Here is a 19,415-nt window from a genome sequence, read left to right on the forward strand (position 1 = left end):
AATTTGAAGCAAAAATATAAATTCTAAAAGCAACAAAAATTAAACCAGTATAAATCACCCGTTCATTTGCTAGAAAAGGTCATAACGCTCGAAAATATCTCCCTGGTGGATTTTTTAGGAATCCAAAATCAGAATATAAAAGAAATTGCTTCTGCATTTCCGGAGAGCAAAATTATCTCAAGAGGAAACGAGATACGCATTCAGGGGACTGCCCCACAAATCCTAAAAATCAACGACATCCTCAATTCGCTGTTGAGTCACTACAACCGTTTTGGGAAGGTGACACATGAAAACGTGGTATCCTATATCAATGAGGAGCAGCATGCTCAGGCACATGTAGGTGCTAATGATGTGTTGGTGTTTGGTACCAGGGGATTTAAAATCACTCCCAAAACCACCAATCAAAAGGCACTGGTGAAAGCCGTAGATGCCAACGATCTCGTATTTGCGATAGGTCCGGCGGGTACGGGTAAGACGTACATATCGGTAGCGCTGGCAGTGCGTGCACTCAAAAATAAGGAAGTAAAGAAAATCATCATTACCAGGCCTGCAGTAGAGGCGGGAGAAAATCTTGGGTTTTTACCTGGTGATTTAAAAGAAAAAATAGATCCCTACCTGCGTCCGATATACGATGCACTTAATGACATGATTCCCTCCGAAAAACTTCGATACTATCGGGAAAATGGTGTGATAGAGATTGCTCCTTTGGCTTATATGAGGGGGCGTACGCTCAACAACGCTTATGTGCTGCTAGATGAAGCTCAAAATACCACACCCATGCAAATCAAAATGTTTTTGACTCGGATGGGGCCTGACTCTAAGGTGATCATTACGGGTGATCGTTCTCAGGTGGATTTGCCACGCAATCAAAAGTCAGGCTTGATGGATGCCCTGAATGTACTCAAAGGCATCAATGGAATAGGGTTTGTGGAGCTGGATGAAAAAGATGTAGTACGTCACAAGTTGGTAAAAGACATAGTGAGAGCTTATAACAAAAGTCAGGAGAAGTCATGAAGGTAGTGCTCGCCAATACGGAGGACTTGCAGCAAAAGGCCTTCGAAATCCGCCAGGAAGTGTTTGTGATAGAGCAGCGGGTGGATCGTGATGAAGAATTTGATGAATTTGAGGAGGTTTCACGGCACTTTGTAGCACTAGATGATGCGGGTCGGCCAATAGGCGCTGCACGCTGGCGAGTGACTGATAAAGGAATCAAATTGGAGCGCTTTGCCGTAAAGCGCACAGAGCGCGGCAAAGGAATTGGAGGTCTTTTGGTACAATCGGTGCTAGATGATATCAAAGATCAAAAAGGCAGTGGCCATTACCTTTATTTGCATGCACAGCTACCGGCTGTGGCTCTATATGAGAAGTTTGATTTTCAAACTCAAGGAGAGCAGTTTGAAGAATGCAACATCATGCACTACCATATGTTTAAGCACAGTTAGACTTAAAAAAACAATTTTCCCGTTGCATGTTAAGCCGGTTCTTCGGATATTCATACCGAAGAACTAGTTATGTATAAATGGACCGCCTTTCCGTTTGTCAGGATTGCTATGTGCCTGATAGCAGGTGTTTTACTTGCGGATTATTTTGTGCCTACAGACTGGAGTAGTGTTTCATGGCATTACCATCTCGCATTCGTGACGCTAGGGGCTTTGGTATACTACATTTTACCAGCAAACTGGCGAGGCTCCTGGTGTATGCTGCTGTTGGTAGTTCTCGGGACCCAACTAAACTATTGGAGTGACCATCGGCATGGACATAACCATTACACACATTTTGATCGAGTAGAAGCATTTACCGGACGTGTTACATCAGACCTGGTAGAGCGAAAAGACTACTATAGGTATGAAGTAGAAGTAAGCCATCTTCGTGTAGACTCAGGTGTGTATGAGACTACTGGTGAGGTGTATCTCTATGTGAAAAAATCGAATGCACCTACCTATACCTATGGAGATGTGCTCGTAGTAAGAAAAGGCTTTTTTGAGGTCGCTACGCCAAAGAACCCCTATGAATTTGACTATCGGCAGTACCTTTCTTTGCAAAACATATACGCACATGCGTTTGTGAGCTCTGAAGATGTGAAAGTTCTTGGTCATGCACCGCCCAACAGCCTGTTGGCCATGGCACTTCACATTCGTGTAAAAGCTCGCGAATTGCTGTTTGAGTGTATAAGGTCAACTCGCGAGCAGGCGATTGTGGTGGCGTTACTGCTGGGGGTAAAAGATTACCTGGACAGTGAACTAAAAGAGGCCTATTCCTCAGCAGGGGCTATGCATGTGCTCGCTGTTTCAGGACTCCATGTGGGTATTGTTTACCTGCTGCTTTCGCTGGCTTTTAAACGCTTCAAAAACACGCTCGTAGGAGCAGTGGCTTTTGTATTGCTATCTCTGACGATTATTTGGTTGTATGCACTGGTTACAGGATTTTCTCCATCTGTGATGAGAGCGGCTACCATGTTTAGCGTAGTGATACTAAGTGATGGCTTACAGCGACGGTCCAATATCTTCAATTCCCTGGGTGTGGCCGCTGTTTTGTTGATTCTAATCAATCCCAAAATCATATATGCTGTGGGGTTTCAGCTGTCATTTGCTGCTGTGCTGGGCATTGTCCTGCTGCACGGACCCTTGTACCGGTTGTTGGACATTCAAGGTAAAGTACTGGACTATGTGTGGTCCATTACCTGTGTGTCTGTGGCAGCACAGTTGGCTACTTTTCCGCTCACGTTGCTATACTTTCATCAATTCCCAACTTATTTTCTGATCTCCAATCTGGTCGTTATTCCCGCTGCCACTGTGATGATGGTTGGCGGGTTGGTGGTGGTTGTTAGTGCAGCTATTTATTTGCCATTGGGTGCATTTCTGGGAGGATTGTACGAGTACTTTGTTTGGGTCATCAATGAGGTCGTGATGAGTATTGGGTATTTACCGTTTCCGCTTTTCGACTGGCTCTATATGGAATCATGGGAGGTTTGGGTAGTGTATTTTTCACTGATATGTCTGATTATCGGTTTTCGAAGTTACAGGTACAAATACCTCGTTTTAGCAGCTATGGGCTTTATGGTTTGGAATACCCATGTGATTTTCAGGGAAATCGATCGTGTCAACCAGCGCAAGCTTGTGTTTTATGAATTGGAAGAAGGTATTGCTATCGATCTCATATCGGGGACGGAAGCACTGTTGTTATTGGATCGGGAAGCTATGGCGCATTTTAGTGAACTTCCCCCACAAATTAACCCAAACAGACTGGCGCTAGGATTGCCCAAAATGCAGGAAAATGTACAGCTCATCGAAGATAGTGAGTTTGTAGAGCGACACGCCTTTTTTGATCTGATAGAATGGCACGGAAAACGTGTAGCCCTCATCAAACAGGACCTTTCAGACTTTGCTCAGAAACACCCTGTGCATGCCGATGTGGTGTTTTTTCCTGATCACACTGTTTGGCTGGATAGCTTAGAAACGACAGGTCTGCAGTTGCTCGGGGCTGGACATAGATACTATCAGGTGAGGAAAGCTAAAGCTCATAAAACAAATGTTCATAGCCTGACGTACGATGGTAGTTATGAGCTGATTTTTGGCCCTGAAGAGCTTAATGAGAGTAGGAAATTTCTTTCGTTTTTTTAACTTGATACTTCGTGAGTAAGCCGATAGATGTACTAAAGAAATTCTGGGGGTATGAAGACTTTCGCCCACTGCAAAGCGAGATTATAGGAGCCGTTTTGGATCGCCAGACGGTATTGGCGCTGCTGCCTACCGGAGGTGGTAAGTCCATTTGTTTTCAAGTACCTGCGTTGTGCCTGGAAGGAATCTGTATAGTGGTGTCGCCGCTAATTGCGCTGATGAAAGATCAGGTAGAACAGCTGAAAAAACGAGGGATTAAGGCTGCAGCGATCTATTCAGGAATGAGTAGAAAAGAGATTGATATCACCCTTGACAATTGTATCTATGGTGATTTGAAATTTATCTATGTCTCTCCTGAGCGCATGAAAACAGAGCTGTTTTTGGAGCGTGCCCGACAGATGACTATCTCCATGTTGGCAGTGGATGAGGCACACTGTATTTCTCAGTGGGGATATGACTTTAGGCCACCCTATCTGGAAATCGCAGATTTCATTGAAAATATGGGTGTAGAGCGAGTCATTGCTCTCACAGCTTCAGCTACTCGGGAAGTCAAAAAAGATATACTTGATAAGCTAGGAATGCCAGAGGCGAGGGTATTCGAAAAGAGTTTTGCACGCGCAAACCTTAGCTATTCGGTATTTGAGCTGGAGCATAAAGAGGCCAAAATGCTTGAAATACTCCAACGAGTGCCAGGTAGCAGTGTGGTGTATGTCAGGAGTAGGAAGCAAACCAAGGAAATTGCCGCCTTTTTACGGTCACAGGGAATTCAGGCCGATTTTTACCATGCTGGTTTAGCCGGCTCTGTACGTGCCGCCAAGCAAGATCACTGGGTGTCGGGAGATACTCGAGTCATGGTGTCCACCAATGCTTTTGGTATGGGGATCGATAAGCCAGATGTGCGGACGGTCATCCATTACGACCTGCCAGACACTTTGGAAGCTTATTATCAGGAGGCCGGTAGGGCTGGGAGAGATGAACAAAAGGCGTTTGCAATACAGCTCTTTGCAGCTGTGGACCTGGAGAATTTGCAGCGTAGAACGGAGCAATCCGCGGTTTCCGTGGCGTTTATTCGTAAAGTGTATCAGGCACTAGCCAATTATTACAAACTGGCCGTAGGCAGCAACGCCTATTCGAGTTTTGAATTCGATTTTCCTGCATTTACACAAAACTTTGAGCTGCCATCTGTGGAGACATACCACGCATTAAATAAACTTAGTGATGCAGGATTGATTGAGCTCAATGAATCCTTCAAAGAACAATCCAGGTTTATTTTTCAGCTAGACCAAAAAGAGCTCTATAAGTTTCAGGTGGCAAACAGAAACCTTGATCCGGTAATTAAGACCTTGCTAAGGTTGTATGGTGGAGAGTCATTCACTGCTTTTACGACCATCAAAGAGCAGGATATCGCCAAACTGCTGCAGGAATCCGTAGATCGGGCCATTAAGCAGTTGGAATTTTTACATCAGGCTGAGGTCATTGTATATCAAAAGAGCAGTGATCAGCCACGTATTACGTTTTTGACACCCAGGTACGACGCTGCAAACTTGCCCTTGGATCAGGATCAGATTGCCTGGAGGCGCAAGGTAGCATTGGATAAAATGAATGCCGTAAAAGAATACGTAACACAAAACACCAAGTGCCGCAGTAGGGTGATTCAGATGTATTTTGATGAGGTGAGTTATCTGGACTGTGGAGTATGTGATGTGTGCCTGTCGCGTCACAAGAAGCAACAAGCCATGCCATTTCAGCCAGTATTGGAGTTTTTGAAAGGTGAGCCCAAATCAGAAGATGAGATCATCAACCATTTTGACCAGATCCATATGGAGGAGCTGGTGATGGCTTTAAGGTTACTATTGGACCGAAAAGAAGTGCTGATTACTACCGATGAGCGATTTGTAGCCAATAAGTCCGTGGAGGCATCGATGACTAAAGGGGATGAGTAGGAGAGTTACTCTCCTTTTTTGGAGCCGGCTGGTTTTACATGTTTCCAGGAGTCTCCGCGTTTTATACTAAAAATGGTCCCCACAGATACCCCAAACTGTTTTGCTATGATCTTCACACGTGTTTTTCGATTAGGGTCAGCCATCATCTTTTTGATTACTGCCACTTGCGTACGTGTTAGCTTGTTGTTAGGGGTAAACTCCTTATCATAGGTATACGCAGACTTATGGTACTTGCTCATGTGCTCCTTAAACTCCTCTTTGCTTACCCATTTTAGATTAGCAGCTTCAGGATTTCCCTTGTTTTCATCTTTGAAGATGATATGGGTATGACCTTCAGGATTGGGCACATAGAGTTCTGCCACTACCTTGTGCACGTAGATTAGGGTATTCTTCCCATCTTTCTTACGTGTAGGTATAGCACGGTACCCCATGTTTTTGTAGTGTTTAAGCAATTTAGGCGGGTCGAAATAAAGAGATTTTACTTCACCGTAATTACTGACCAAAAACTTGTTGCGGATTTGCTCGTTTTCCCAGACTTTCCATTCTTCCATCACAATGGAGGATTCTTTAGGTCAAAAATACCTATTTTTTTGATAATCAGCAGGATAAAAAAAAGAGTGTACCAAAAAGCACACTCTTTTTTAGACATCCTCAATAAAAATCCTTTAAAATCAGTCTTTTTTCTCTTCTAACGCAGCTACACCAGGGAGTACCTTACCCTCCATGTATTCAAGAAGTGCACCACCTCCTGTACTTACGTAAGATACTTTGTCTCCATACCCCAGGTTATTGACTGCAGATGCTGAGTCTCCTCCACCTATGAGAGAAAACGCTCCCTTCTCGGTTGCTTTTACTACAGACTTGGCAATTTCTTCTGTGCCTACTGCAAAGGCCGGGAATTCAAATACACCCATTGGGCCATTCCAGAGTATAGTTTGTGACTTTTCTACCACATCGGCAAATAACTTCACAGATTCCGGGCCAATGTCAAGACCTTCCCATTCGTCAGGGATTTCTCCTGCTTTTACGGTTTGCTTGTTGGCGTCTTTGGCAAAATCATCAGCTATCACTGTATCTACAGGCAGTATGAGGTTTACACCTTTTTCTTTTGCCTTAGCCTTTAGCTCTTTGGTGAGTGGCATGCGGTCAGCTTCGAGTAGCGACTTGCCTATTTTACCACCTTCTGCTTTAGAAAAGGTGTAAGACATACCACCACCTATGATCAGATTGTCGGCTACATCCAGCAGGCGCTCAATGATCAATATTTTATCTGAAACTTTGGCACCTCCCATGATTGCGGTAAATGGACGCTTAGGCTCACCCAGAACTTTCTCTGCGTTTTCGAGCTCTTGCTTCATCACATATCCACAGCACTTATCTTTAAAAGAGCCTGCCACAATAGTAGTAGAGGCATGTGCACGGTGTGCAGTACCAAAGGCATCATTTACATAGATGTCACCCAGGCTGGCTAGTTTTTTTGCGAATGCTTCATCTCCTTTCGTTTCTTCTTTATAGAAACGTACGTTTTCCAAAAGCAGCACTTCACCATTTCCAAGCGATTTGCTTTTTTCGGCAGCTTCTTCGCCGATGCAGTCACTTGCAAAGTGTACACTCACTCCCAGTTTTTCGCTGAGGTCTGGAATGATGTGCTTGAGTGAAAACTTCTCTTCAGGACCCGATTTTGGTCGGCCCAGGTGGCTCATCAAGATCGCAGATCCGCCTTCATCTATTATTTTTTTGATCGTAGGAACAGCAGCTCTCAGACGTGTGTCATCCGTTACTTTATAGTTCTCATCGAGTGGAACATTAAAGTCTACACGTATTAGTGCTTTTCGGTTTCTAAAGTTAAAATCATCTATGGTTCTCATATCCACTTATTTTAGCGCTAAATTGTTTGATCTGTTTAAAAAAGCAAAGCTTCCGCAGCTTTATCTTACTGAGGCCCGCTTGAGACGGTCGTTAATCGCCCTGCCGAGCCCTATATCGGGAAATTTTTCTGTGAGTATAATGCTTACGCCTCGCTCATCCATGGAGCGAAGTGCCCCAAACAGGTTTCTGGCTGCTTCATCCAGATTCCCTGATGGCGAGAGTGTTATTTGGCGGTCAGCATCTAAATGTTCAAACTGCCGCTGATAGCTGATGACTCCATAGGTCTCATTGGAATGTTCAGCCATTAGGTTTTCCAAATCTCCAATGCGCAGGGTCTTGCCAGGGGCATAGTGTGACTTTAGCATGCCCGGAGCCATAGGATCAGAGCTATGGTTGACCTGTATATGCACCGAACCCACTACTGCTTCAATGTCTTCTATTTGTTTGCCTCCAAGCCGGTAGACTATGGCCTCTTCATTTTCGTCAAACCCTACGATGGTTGATTCGATGCCTATCGAACATTCGCCACCATCCAGAATGTACGGAATTTTGCTGCCTAGCTGCTTGTCTACGTGATGTGCCGTAGTAGGGGACACATAGCCAAAAGGATTTGCGCTGGGTGCAGCTAGTGGAAAATCAAGTTCGCCGAGGAGTTCGAGAGCGACAGGGTGTTTTGGGATTCGTACAGCCACCGTAGGCAGTCCGGAAGTAAGCAGATCGGGTATATGGGACTTTTTCTCAAGAAGCATCGTCAATGGGCCGGGCCAAAATGCCTCGGCTAGCTGTTGTGCTTTGTAGGGGAGGTGGGAGACAATAGCTTTCACCTTTTCCAGCGAGTTTGTATGTGCAATCAGTGGGTCAAACTTTGGTCGGTTTTTGACCTTGAAGATGTCCAAAATAGCAGCCTCATTCAGTGCATTGCCCGCCAAACCATAGACGGTTTCGGTGGGCATGGCCACAAGTTTGCCTTCGCGTAGGAGGGTGACTGCATCAGCTATATTGGTACCTATTTCTGCCATTTTCGCAATTCAACCACAATTATCTTCAAAAATATTGACAACTGTATAAGGCGGTATATATTTACGAAATAAACCTACGGCTATGAATAAAAGTACCCGAAATACGCTTCGATTAATCTCTGTAATTATAGTATTGGCACTGGTTCTAATGGAACTGTCCATCATACCTAACCTGCTCAATTACAAGTTTTGGTTTATGGTGGCGGCATATGCGCTGGCGCTGATTACCTATCGTTAGTTGGGGCGATAGATCATCCTTTTTCCCTGCTGCTGGTCTCCCTGCCGAACTACATAGCTGTAGATTCCCGGTTTTAATTGCACTCCTGCACTATTGGTGCCATCCCAGGAGATCCGGTTGACTCCTTTATATTGAGGTGCCCACAAGAGGTTTCTCACGAGCGCTCCCTGGCTATCATAGATGTCTATTCGTGTCAGTCCATCTTCGGGCAGTTCATACACGATCTCGGTCTCTCTATGGAATGGATTCGGGTAGTTTTGGTGGATACGTAGCGTCGTGTAGTCACTGCTGCCAGGTTGGTAAAGCTTGGCATTGGGTATAAAAGAGCGGAAGGTTCCGTTGCCATGAGTGGCGATGATAAGTTTACCGTCTACCGTTCTATAGTCCATCATGGCTATTACAGCATTGCCTATTTTGTCATCACTTTCTTTTAGCCATAGCGTATTGCTCGCGTTGAGGGCTTCACTGCTATAGAGACCTATGCTGGTGCCTACATAGTAAGCTGTGCCCGATGTGGTGGGGACTATTTCGGCCCACCTTACACTAGGTCCACTCCCGGTGCCGTCTGGGTATTGCTCCAGATTACCGCTGATATCTGTAAAAGTCACGCCTCCGTCAGTGGTGTGAAAAACTGAAGGAACGTTGTAATTTGAAAATACCACTACAAACTCGGAAGGACTTTCCGGGTGAGTCGCAATGCAGATGATGTGTCCATTTTTGGGGAATTCGGGCCAAATGATCGTCTCCACATCGGATTGAGTAGGGTCAGAGGCATTCATTATTTTTTGAATGCGAGGGGTTTCTTCAGTGACGCCAGCCAGGAGTAGGTCCTGTACCGGGGATTTTTCTATGGCGGTATAGGTACCGGCTGCTAATTGCGTGTCTTCTATTTCAGACCACCCCACAAGCGTTTGTTTTTGCGAACCAGCAGGAATTTGCGAAAGGTTGTCATTGCGCCACAGCACGTCTCCTCCTGCAAGAAACATCCGGTTGGCATTGGTTGGGTCCAGAATGTACGGGTTGATAAACAGATAACCCTGGCCTTCGCGGCTGCCTCCACCTATAGGATCTACACGCGCAAAGGACTGCAACTTTTGATCTTCATTCAAAATGAGCCGGTAGATCTGACTGTTTTGAAAGGATACATAGACAAAATCTCTATTTGGAGTGATAGCACAAAACCCGCCATCCCCGCCCAATACACGGTCCCAGGTGGGGCTTTCTCCTCCCCGGTTTGATATGTACGTACCATTGTCTTGCATACCTCCTATGATTTCATTGGTGGCAGCATCATGGCGCTGCGCTATGGTATAATACTGCGAGGTGACATAGCCGTTGTTTAAGCTAAACCACGCTACAGAGTCTGCCTCATTGTTGTTGGTTTTGCGTAACCCTCCGTCATTGGCAGAAATCATTTTTCGCCCATCTGATGGATAAAATAACATTAAGTGCTGATCCGGATAGTGCCCTTCATACACAGATGCGTCATTTTTTGTGCTGTAGCCTCCTATCCACTGAGTAGAAGAGGAGGTTGCAAATCCATTGGTAGACCGGTAAAGGTTAGTGCCTCCAATGAATACCGTGGTAGGGTCGTCGGGGTGCACAGCGATGGCCATGTTGTAACCGCCCTGGGTGTTTAGGTCGCCATAAGAGCCACCAAAGGCAGGGAGGTTGCCAGTGAGGTCACGCCACTGGCCACGAACATAAGGGGTAGAAGCTTGCCAGGTGAATTTCCACAGGTAAACTTGTGTGCCTTGCGTATAGAAATAGATGTGTTTCCCATCGCTGGAGGCGCCCATTACTGTGCGCTCGTGGTATTCAGGAAAGCCCCCTGGAGTGATGTTGGTCCAGTTTTTTCCATCTACTGAGGCAAAGATGCCAGCGACAGATGCACGTTGATTGGAGCTGGTTTTGGTAGATAAGGTAGCGTAGAATACACCATTACCTGCGCGTTGTACATTGGTGTAAAAGGGTGCTGTGGAATTGTTGAGATCTTCAGTGTCGGGTAAGTCAAAAAGGCGTTGACCTAACTCTGCGGTCCAGGTGTTTCCGCCATCATTGGAGCGCAAAATGCCCCCAAAAGTGGCCACGAGTAATTCGTCTTCTTCCTGGTTGTCCGGGTTGGTGCAGATGCTCCAGGTGTATTGAAACTGGCTGTTGAATATATCTGGGGTGTATCCGGATACAGTGGAAGGCAATACATGCCAGGAGTCTCCATTGTCAGTGGATTTGTAAATGCCTGCCCCTCTATAGGGCGCTGCCAGAGATTTGGCAGAGTTGCCTACCAGCTCTCCAGTGCCAAAATACCAGGTATCCTCTTTTCCTTCACGGGTATCCTGAGCAAGTGCGGTGATAGTATTTCTAAGGGTAGGGTCGGAGGTGCGTCGCCAGGCCACGCCTCCGTCGGTGGTTTTCCATATGCCTCCTGATACACCACCGGCTATCAGGGTGTTTTCATCTCGAACATCAAAAGCAGCAGCTCGTGTTCGGCCACCTACGTTAAAGGGTCCGACAGCAGTATAGGTGGTTTCGGTGTAGCGCAGGTTGTTTTGCCGGGCAAATGCCTCTCGTGATGGTATGGAAGCACTAAACTGAAGTTCTTTGCTCCGAATATTCGAAGGAAGTTCGCCTGTAGATGGGTCAGCCAAAATGGACCGCTCATATTCGAATCGTGCAGTGGGGTTTTCTTTGCTGCCTATGGCAGAAGGAGCAGAAACAAAAGATAAAAAATAATCCGGTTGCGACTGGGGCAACCGGATCGAAAAACATAAAATCGTAAATACAGTGAGCGTGAGTGCGTTCTTCACTATTCGATGACTGTGTTTAGTTTATTGGTGCGACCTTCTTGTAATATGGCTGTTTGTACACCTTCTCCATCGTTGTTCATGTCACCTTTGCGTGCATCAATGAAGTACGAAATAGGCTCCACATCTTTAAAGGTCACTCTTCCTTTTTCATCTGTTAGGCCAATTGCCACTGGGTTTTCGTCTTTGCGGTATTCCTCTTCAGACTTAAAGATCTTTACCTGTACTCCTTCGGTGGGATTGCCCAGACCGTCCAGTACAGTGATCTTTAGTTTGGTAGGAAGTAGCTGTGTGTTTGCAGGTTTAAACGAAAACAATCCGACCATTAAGATGGCCGACAGGATAAAAAGTATGTATTTCATAATTCTCATTGTTAGTGCGTTCTAGGTATTTTCAAACAAATACTTAGCCAAAAGCTCAAAACTGTCAGGTTTTTGATACTGACGATCGCTGTAGGTGTTGGCTGTCAGCTTGATATAGCTTGGCCTTTTGTCTATCACGATATGCTCAATCAAAATGTTTCCAAAATACTGCCGCAGTTCTTCGGTTTCATTTTTCAGCTGCCGGGGTTTGAAGTAGTATTTCTCTTTGGTCTCTACAAAGTCCTTTTTCTCAGTAATGGTTATGTCTGCGTTGGCTTTTTTATAGTTGAGCTGCTGTACTTTTTCTGCCAGCCAGTCGAACAAAAACTTAAACTCGGTCACCCCTAAGTGCTCGTGGTAGGAGATCGCAAAACCATTGGACAGTGATGTGTTTAGGATGTGTACATCTGGTTCACCTACCATGCGGTCTAGCTTTAAGCGGTAGCTGTCAGCCACTGCCTGCACCATATCCGTTTTTTTATAGCTGTTTTTCCAGCGGTTATAGTCCTCTAAGTAGGAGTCTTTTCGCTTGATCAGCTCCTGCATCACTACACCTTCGGCTTGTTTGGAAGGGAAAAGTCGCTCATATATTTGATCAAAAAAGGTCATGTGGTTTTACTTTACAACTGTCACTGAGCCATACTGTTCGATGGTGCCTTGCTCAGGCTCCAGTGAACTGGTAAATACCATTCTGTACGCATAGGTGCCTTGCTGTACATATTGCCCGGCAAATGTGCCATCCCAGCGGAAGTTCTTATTGCTGGAGTGAAAGACCAGATCTCCCCAGCGATTGTATACGTAAACCTGGAAGTTCTCAATATATTCATTAGGAAACGCAAACCATTCTTCATTTTGTCCATTGCCATTTGGGCTAAATGCATTAGGTACAAATATTTGCCTGAAGCACGCATCTGTTACCACAAGCTGCACGGTGTCTGTCTGTACACAGTGCGGCGGGTTGAGGTCTCTGACTTCTACAAAGTAGCTGCCACTATCCAGGTCGTTGACACGTACAATGCGCTCTGTCAGCTCCTGACTTTGTGTAAATACATTGGCACCTGCATCATCATACACATTGATTTCCACTTGTGCTGGTATACGTTCACCAAAAGTAATCGCAATATCTCCCGTGTTAGCACACTCACTTTCCGCAACTGCTTCCATTTCATATGGAGCATTGTCTTCCAGCAGGTAAACGGCCAGATAACTACAGCCTGTCACGGTATTTTCCATAGTCACCTCATATGTGCCGGCTAGAAGACCGGTCACCGGTGGGGTGGTGCCTGGTCCATCAAAATTAAACGGTCCGGCATTGGTAGGTCCTGTTACCTGGTAGCTGAAGTTTCCAGTCTGGTCTACGCTGAGCGCAAAAGATCCGTTCGCTTCACCACATTCTGCGGGTACCACGTCTACCTGCTCATGGACCGGGGCAGCCGTAATCACTACTTCGGCACTGTCTGTGTATATACATCCGGTGATGTCATTGGTGACTTCTACCAGATACATGTAGGTGCCCGGAGTATTGGTATTCACCTGGTGGGTACGCTGATTACCTACAGGTACACCGTCGCGGTACCATTGATAGTCCGGTCCCGGGTCATTGGAATCAAGTAACAAATCATCAAACTGGCAGATCTGCACATCTGGACCTATGTCTATCACCGTTTCATCCTGACCTATAAAGACTGTGACCGTATCTGATGAACAGCCCTCATCACTGATGATGGCTACATCCACAATCTGAGGACTGCTAAAAGTAACCGTACGGGTGGTTTGACCGGTAGACCAGTAATAATTGAGATCTGTACGTACCGAGTCCCACGCCGCCAGCTCAATGTCTCCTCCACACAGTGACGTGTCTGTTGGTACTGTTGGAGCTTCAGGTATGGTAAAGACTTCTATGGTATCTGTAAGAGTAAATGCCGTATCACATCTGTTGGTTAATGTCAGTGTGACGATGTAAGTGCTGTCTACCGTATATACATGAGAGGTATCGGTGAGGTTGAGTTCTGGGCCTATCACCGTGCCATCGCCAAAGTCCCAGGTGAAATACTCAATGCTAGAATCCCTTCCAGTGCCTGAGAAGCGTGTTTCTACACCCTGGCAGGCTACTTCTGTAGTGATGGATGGTTGCATAGATGGTGAGCTCACCTGCTGGGTAAAATTAGGTAGTCCCATTCGTGACGTACGTGAAAGCAAATCTACGCTAGATAATTGTAAGTTCGCTCCGGCATCATCACCTGCTGGGGAGGAGAGGGTGGCTAGCTGGTTGGTGTTTTCTATGGCAATATAGATCTGTCCATCAGGGGCCATCTGCATGGCTCCGTATGAGGTAGGTGGAGCGTCTGGGTATACAAATTTTGTAGCTTCTATGTCGGCTACTTCATTGTCTGTGTTGAGACTGTCCAGATCGTACTGAATTACACGCGAAGTGGCTCCTGTGGTGGTCACATAGAGCTTGAGGGCGTCTGTAGAAAATTCTAAGCCGTATGCCTGGCTACCGGGTTCGTCTATGTTGATTAGTCGTGAATTGCTCACCTGCCCTGTAGCCACATCAAAATCAAGAATGTCAATGTAATTGGGACTGCCGGGCACCACTACGGCCAGCATACCTGCACCTGGTGCGAATTTCATGTAGCCTGTAGCACGTGGCTCTTCCTGAAATATATGATGGGTGCCTGCCACGGAGTGTATGGCACCTATTACTCCATTGTTGTTGATCTGATAGCCTCTAAAATGATTGTTGCCATACTCATGAGCCATGAGCCAGGGGGTGCCTGTAAATCCAGAGGCTGTCACCCGTTCGGAACTGCATTCGATGATGGGCACATTTTTAATCATTACCTGTCCTCTGGCAGTGTCCTTTTTCATGTCTACAATGGACATTTTCAAGTTGAAGGTGTGGTCTCCATAGACTTCCTCCGTGGTGAAGATGTAAAACATGGTGTTGTCATTGGCAAAAGGGATGATCATGGCAGATTGGGCAGAAGTACTGTCTCCACCAATGCCGGAGCCATTTATCATTATTTGATGTTCTTTGTTCCAGACTGTGGAGCCATTGGTATAGAAGAGTAGTTGCCCATCCTGATCGGAGATGGTGGCACACCCTTCGGGCGAGTCCATGAGGTTGGCGTCTTCCAGCACCTGTGGTGGGGTAAAATTAAAATCAAGGCCTGCCTGCTCGCCAAAGTACCATTGATTGGCCAGGTTTCGCTGGACGCCGTACTCCGTCACCACTATGTCGTCATAAGCCGTACATCCAGAGCTGGTTACTACTTCCACCCAATAGGTGCCAGTGGTATCGACTTCTATTGTTTGCGTGGTTTCACCGGTACTCCACGTGTACTGTAGCATGCCTGCGCCTGCATCAAGAATAAGTGAATCTTCTACGCATATCGTTGTGTCATTTCCAAGGTCCACAGAGTCACTTGGATTATATTCGTAGGGAAGTATTTGCGACTGAATGTATCCATTTAGTTCTACAGTGAGTGTTACAAAATAGCCACCAGGCTGATCATACTCATGGATAGGGGCAGGGCCAGCACCAAAGCCTCCATCACCAAACGCCCAGAAGTAGTTGTTGGGTAATGGGTCAACTTGTGCAATGAACCTGGTGGGGCTATGCTCGCAAGAGTCTAGATAGGTAATGGACATATCGAAATAATTGCCAGGCATATATGCGGGGGCAAACTCTGGAAACTGCCTGCCATTGTAATCCACGTCGAACACGAGCGGGTTGTAGATGAATGTTTCGTCTATGGTGCTGTCTGGGCTCAAGATTGCTCCCAGGTTGTAAGGGCCATCTACCATTTCCTGATACAGGTGATAAATACGTCCGTCTATGCCTTTTCGCAAGCCAAAGCTTCGGTGTAGCGAATCCACCGCAGTGCGAACCCGCGGGGTGGCTGCTGCGGTGTCTAGCAGGTCTATTTGTAGTACCTGACCAAATGAGGTGCTATCGCCAGTGCGGGAGAGGTAGAGGATGCTGCCGTCTTCAGACCATTCAGCATCAAAGATCACCGGGTCATTTTGGTCATTAAAGCCAGTGTTGGTCAGCTGCTGCTGAAAGGTGAGTTCTCCTGTAATAGGGTCAAAGTTTGCCAGTAGCGTGTTTCGATTGGCCTGCCGGGGTACAAAAGCGATAGTAGTACCTGTGCTGTCTTCTTTTATAGCCAGGTTCGCTGCTTCGAAAGGAGCGATGCTATCCATCAGGCTGTAAGTATTGGTGGCACCTATGCCTCCGATATTTATGTCGGTTACTTGAAACTCCAGTGTGTTGATGTCCTGAGTGATGAGCCAGTAGCGTACGCCATCAGCATTTGGGACTATACGAAGTAGTTCACCCACATCGGTGAGTCCGGTGCGCTGATTGATAGTGGTAATGTCTCCGAGTGGGTATTGCGACACGCCGGAGTTGCCCACGAGAGAAGCATCCACTATGGAATAGTCGATGGAAGTACCTGTATGCGTAAAAAAGTAAAATTGCGATGATACATCGCCTAGCGGGCTGGTGACCACCGGATGAATCCTGGACAGGTCTGCATTGAGGCGATTGGCACCCAAACCCGGAAGCAACGTATGGCTGGCATCGTAGATGTTTTCTCCATCACTGTAAAAAAGCAGGTTGCCTTTATCCTGGTCCACGATCACCGCAGACCCGTTTATCCCAAAAGGTACGGCCTGATTCGCTTCTTCTACAGGTGCACGGCCATTTTTGTCAAACACCAAATGATCCGGTGAATTACCAAAATACCACTGAGTTTCTGTAATATTTTGGGCAGAAGCTCCGAAAAAGAGCCCTAAAGCCATCCATCCTAAAAATACTCCTGAACGTAAAATCTTTGACATCAAATGAAATAAGGGTTATATATGCAGGAATTGTCACGCTGACACAACACAATGTAAATTTAGCATAAAATACTAACGCTAAACTTTACGTTACATTACCTAGTTTAGCAACTTTAATCAAAATACCTTTATACGCGTAATTTGATCTCCACAAATCCATATCGCCTCGCAATTCTTGTGAAAATCATTGTTTTTTCAATGGTTTTTGGTTGTTGGTCTCCGAACACAGCTCATGCACAAGATCCTCAGTTTTCCCAGTACTATGCTGCACCGATGTACCTCAATCCCGGCCTGGTAGGGATTAATCAAAAGGGACGTGCAGGTATCAACTACCGCAATCAGTGGCCGCAGATAGATGCCAACTACCGGACCTATTCATTTTACATCGATTATTTCTTTGAAGAGGAATACAGTGCGCTAGGACTTATTGTAAACAGAGACGAAGAGGGGATCGCGGGCTTACAGTCTACCAATATAGGGTTGCAATACGCCTATCAGGTAAATCTGACCTACGACTGGACTTTTAGGCCAGGGGTGGAGGTGTCGTATTATTGGCGCGATATCAATTTCAGTGAGCTGACATTTGGTGACCAGTTTGACAATACAGGGCAGGTGCGCCCCGTAAGTTCTGAGGCCTTCAATACCGGCATGAATGCCCAGTTTGTGGACCTGGCCTTTGGAGGTGTGCTTTACAATGGCAAAATGTGGGCTGGAGCAGCCATGCACCATGTATTGGAGCCCAATCAATCGCTGGCAGGGGGTGAGTCTCCTTTACCTCGAAAGTTTTCCCTCCATGGGGGTTATAAGATCTTGTTTTCTGATATCAATCCCAAAGCAAGAAGACCAGAAAAAGGACGTGAACGCAGCTTTACGCCTTCTATCAACTATAAGCAGCAGGGCTCCTTTAAGCAGCTCGATGCAGGAATCTATTTTACACTAGAGCCTGTTTTGCTGGGCGCCTGGTATCGGGGCATCCCTATCGATGGGTTTACAGGTACTAAAAACAGCGAATCGATCATTTCTATGATTGGCTTCAATACTGGCGATCTTACTATCGGTTACAGCTTCGATTATACCATTTCTGACTTGGGTATTGGCAGTGGTGGCGCTCATGAAGTGTCTATCATTTATGCCTTTAGCTTGGCTGATCCGCGTAAGCCATCGCGTGAAGTGCGGGAGCTCAGGTGTCCGGTACCTTTCTTGTTTTAGTAGCCGCCTGGCACTAAAAAAAGGGAAGCCTATTCGGCTCCCCCTTTCCCTCATTAGACCAAATTATGATCGTTAATATGTGAATACAAAGTTGCTGAAGGAACCATAGTAGCTGGATGACTGGGTAGTACCCCAGGTGCTCAGCTGAAAGCTGTCCCCAGCTGCTACGGGCACGGATACGGTGCCATTGGCGTTTCCTGCCACACTTAGGCGAGTTTCTACGCCATTTACAGAGTAGGCGATGCGGTCTCCATACTGACCCGATGTTCTGATGATCAACTCATAATCGAAAGAAATAGCTCCACTGTCTGGTACCGTGATAGTGGATGTAAAACCACCTCCACCAGAAGGACAATCAAAGCTCAACGCTGTAGGGGAGAACTGGTAGCCAGTGGCAGATCCATTGTTGGTTGAAGTCCAGTTGGCACCATCAAAGTATCCTGTAAATCCTTCAATCTGAGTAGGTACCGGCGTGAACGGCTCATCTTCTACCACGATCGGAGCGACGGTCACAGAGAATAATCCTTCACCTTGCAGTTGGGTGATAGTCAGGTTGTATCCTTTGCCTTTGGTGTCAGATACTATCGAGCTGGTACCGATCACGGATCCAGACTGGTTGTTCACTACTGCAAAATCGTAAGACTGAGCAGTTGCTAATGTAGGCAGGTAAAGCTCAGTATAAGGATTGGCCTGATCTGCTACTACCACAGGTCCGCTTGCATTGTCTACAGTGATGTGGTGGGTGATGTAGAAATATGCCGGGAGTGTAAACTGGAAATACACTTCTTGCAAGTCTACGGTGACATTGACGTCCGTGGCTTGCTGCGGTTGGATGCTAAAATCCAGACTGCCAGAGTAGTGGCCGATGGTGATGTCAGCATCCTTTTCATTGTCCAGTACGGCTGTATAGGCTCCTTCCATGATTTCAATGGTGTCAGATGGGATTTGTCCTACGGCGTATTGCAAAACGATGTTGTTGGTGCCTTGCTGATAGATGGTAAGCCCAAAATCATTGAGGCCCAGGTTGGGAGCGTGACTCACTCTTCCCGAGCTGTTACCGGGAATGCTTTCCACGTTGAATACATTCAGTGAGACAGCCATGTAGCCTGTTTCACCTGAAGGTGTAGGTACTTCATCTTGTTCGCAGCTTGAAAATACTGCACTCATGATCACTGCAGTGAGCAGGACCAGCTTGTTAATCATTTTACTTTTTACTAGCATAATTGAAAAGTGTTTAGCGGTTATTTAATAGATGATTGATGATGTAAAGGTCCGCTGATACAAGCTCCTTTTTATGCTGCGAAAGCAGTAAATGTGGCCCTACCTCGATTGGGGTACTGGCGGTCTATATGCCGTTCGTTGTTGCTTAATTTTAATAGATAATAGAGGCTCAGGCTTTTCTACTGGTTTAGATTGGGGTAATAAAAAACCGCCCTAAAAGTCACAGTCGATCAGCTTTGGACTTTAGAGGGCGGTTTTAATGGTGGACCTATTTTCGGTGATCCG

Annotated in this window: 14 protein-coding genes; 6 read left to right on the plus strand and 8 right to left on the minus strand. The window is 46.2% G+C overall.

The genetic code is table 11. The features are described from left to right. Positions 1-66: 66 nt before the first annotated feature. The 4 genes from C7460_RS14210 (at position 67) to C7460_RS14225 (ending at position 5,560) form a co-directional block, all read left to right on the plus strand. A complete protein-coding gene (locus tag C7460_RS14210) occupies positions 67-1,014 on the plus strand; it encodes a PhoH family protein (RefSeq protein ID WP_115868783.1) in 948 nt (315 codons plus the stop codon). After that, positions 1,011-1,442, plus strand: coding sequence for a GNAT family N-acetyltransferase (locus C7460_RS14215; protein ID WP_115868784.1), 432 nt, complete (start codon positions 1,011-1,013; stop codon positions 1,440-1,442). Before C7460_RS14210 ends, C7460_RS14215 begins: the two co-directional genes overlap by 4 nt. Positions 1,443-1,511: 69 nt before the next feature. After that, complete coding sequence (locus C7460_RS14220; RefSeq protein ID WP_115868785.1) at positions 1,512-3,620, plus strand: ComEC/Rec2 family competence protein; 2,109 nt, start codon at positions 1,512-1,514, stop codon at positions 3,618-3,620. Positions 3,621-3,631: 11 nt separating this feature from the next. Continuing rightward, on the plus strand, positions 3,632-5,560 hold the full coding sequence (locus tag C7460_RS14225) for a RecQ family ATP-dependent DNA helicase (RefSeq protein ID WP_115868786.1): 1,929 nt from the start codon (positions 3,632-3,634) through the stop codon (positions 5,558-5,560). A 5-nt stretch (positions 5,561-5,565) separates the two neighbouring features. Here the strand turns inward: C7460_RS14225 and C7460_RS14230 are convergent, their stop codons facing one another. From C7460_RS14230 to C7460_RS14240, 3 genes are all read right to left on the minus strand, one after another. Further along, positions 5,566-6,114 (minus strand): helix-turn-helix domain-containing protein, encoded by a 549-nt coding sequence (locus C7460_RS14230; RefSeq protein WP_221409530.1) that lies wholly within the window; start codon positions 6,112-6,114, stop codon positions 5,566-5,568. Between the two features lie 117 nt (positions 6,115-6,231). Next, complete coding sequence (locus tag C7460_RS14235) at positions 6,232-7,428, minus strand: phosphoglycerate kinase (protein ID WP_115868788.1); 1,197 nt, start codon at positions 7,426-7,428, stop codon at positions 6,232-6,234. 60 nt (positions 7,429-7,488) lie between these two features. After that, entirely contained in the window at positions 7,489-8,448 is a 960-nt protein-coding gene (locus tag C7460_RS14240) for an L-threonylcarbamoyladenylate synthase (protein WP_115868789.1), read from the minus strand. Between the two features lie 82 nt (positions 8,449-8,530). Between C7460_RS14240 and C7460_RS23805 the strand changes: the two genes are divergently transcribed. Continuing rightward, a complete protein-coding gene (locus C7460_RS23805; RefSeq protein WP_170148021.1) occupies positions 8,531-8,686 on the plus strand; it encodes a hypothetical protein in 156 nt (51 codons plus the stop codon). Here C7460_RS23805 and C7460_RS14245 read toward each other — a convergent pair. From C7460_RS14245 to C7460_RS14260, 4 genes are read right to left on the minus strand one after another with little or no spacing between them, the layout of a single operon-like run. Next, positions 8,683-11,493 carry a FlgD immunoglobulin-like domain containing protein gene (locus C7460_RS14245; RefSeq protein WP_147302961.1) on the minus strand — a complete coding sequence of 937 codons (2,811 nt, stop codon included), beginning with the start codon at positions 11,491-11,493 and terminating at the stop codon, positions 8,683-8,685. The genes C7460_RS23805 and C7460_RS14245 overlap by 4 nt on opposite strands. After that, positions 11,493-11,852, minus strand: a complete 360-nt coding sequence (locus C7460_RS14250) for a DUF4198 domain-containing protein (RefSeq protein WP_245986368.1) — start codon at positions 11,850-11,852, stop codon at positions 11,493-11,495. Before C7460_RS14250 ends, C7460_RS14245 begins: the two co-directional genes overlap by 1 nt. A 21-nt stretch (positions 11,853-11,873) precedes the next feature. Beyond that, a complete protein-coding gene (locus C7460_RS14255; RefSeq protein WP_115868792.1) occupies positions 11,874-12,461 on the minus strand; it encodes a hypothetical protein in 588 nt (195 codons plus the stop codon). Between the two features lie 6 nt (positions 12,462-12,467). Continuing rightward, positions 12,468-16,700 (minus strand): PKD domain-containing protein, encoded by a 4,233-nt coding sequence (locus tag C7460_RS14260; protein ID WP_115868793.1) that lies wholly within the window; start codon positions 16,698-16,700, stop codon positions 12,468-12,470. Positions 16,701-16,877: 177 nt separating this feature from the next. On the opposite strand from C7460_RS14260, the gene C7460_RS14265 reads away from it, so the two are divergent. After that, positions 16,878-17,909 carry a PorP/SprF family type IX secretion system membrane protein gene (locus tag C7460_RS14265; RefSeq protein ID WP_245986370.1) on the plus strand — a complete coding sequence of 344 codons (1,032 nt, stop codon included), beginning with the start codon at positions 16,878-16,880 and terminating at the stop codon, positions 17,907-17,909. Positions 17,910-17,981: 72 nt separating this feature from the next. Here the strand turns inward: C7460_RS14265 and C7460_RS14270 are convergent, their stop codons facing one another. Continuing rightward, complete coding sequence (locus C7460_RS14270; protein WP_115868795.1) at positions 17,982-19,130, minus strand: DUF4493 domain-containing protein; 1,149 nt, start codon at positions 19,128-19,130, stop codon at positions 17,982-17,984. Positions 19,131-19,415: the final 285 nt, after the last annotated feature.

This window comes from Marinoscillum furvescens DSM 4134, from assembly GCF_003386095.1.
GTDB lineage: Bacteria > Bacteroidota > Bacteroidia > Cytophagales > Cyclobacteriaceae > Marinoscillum > Marinoscillum furvescens.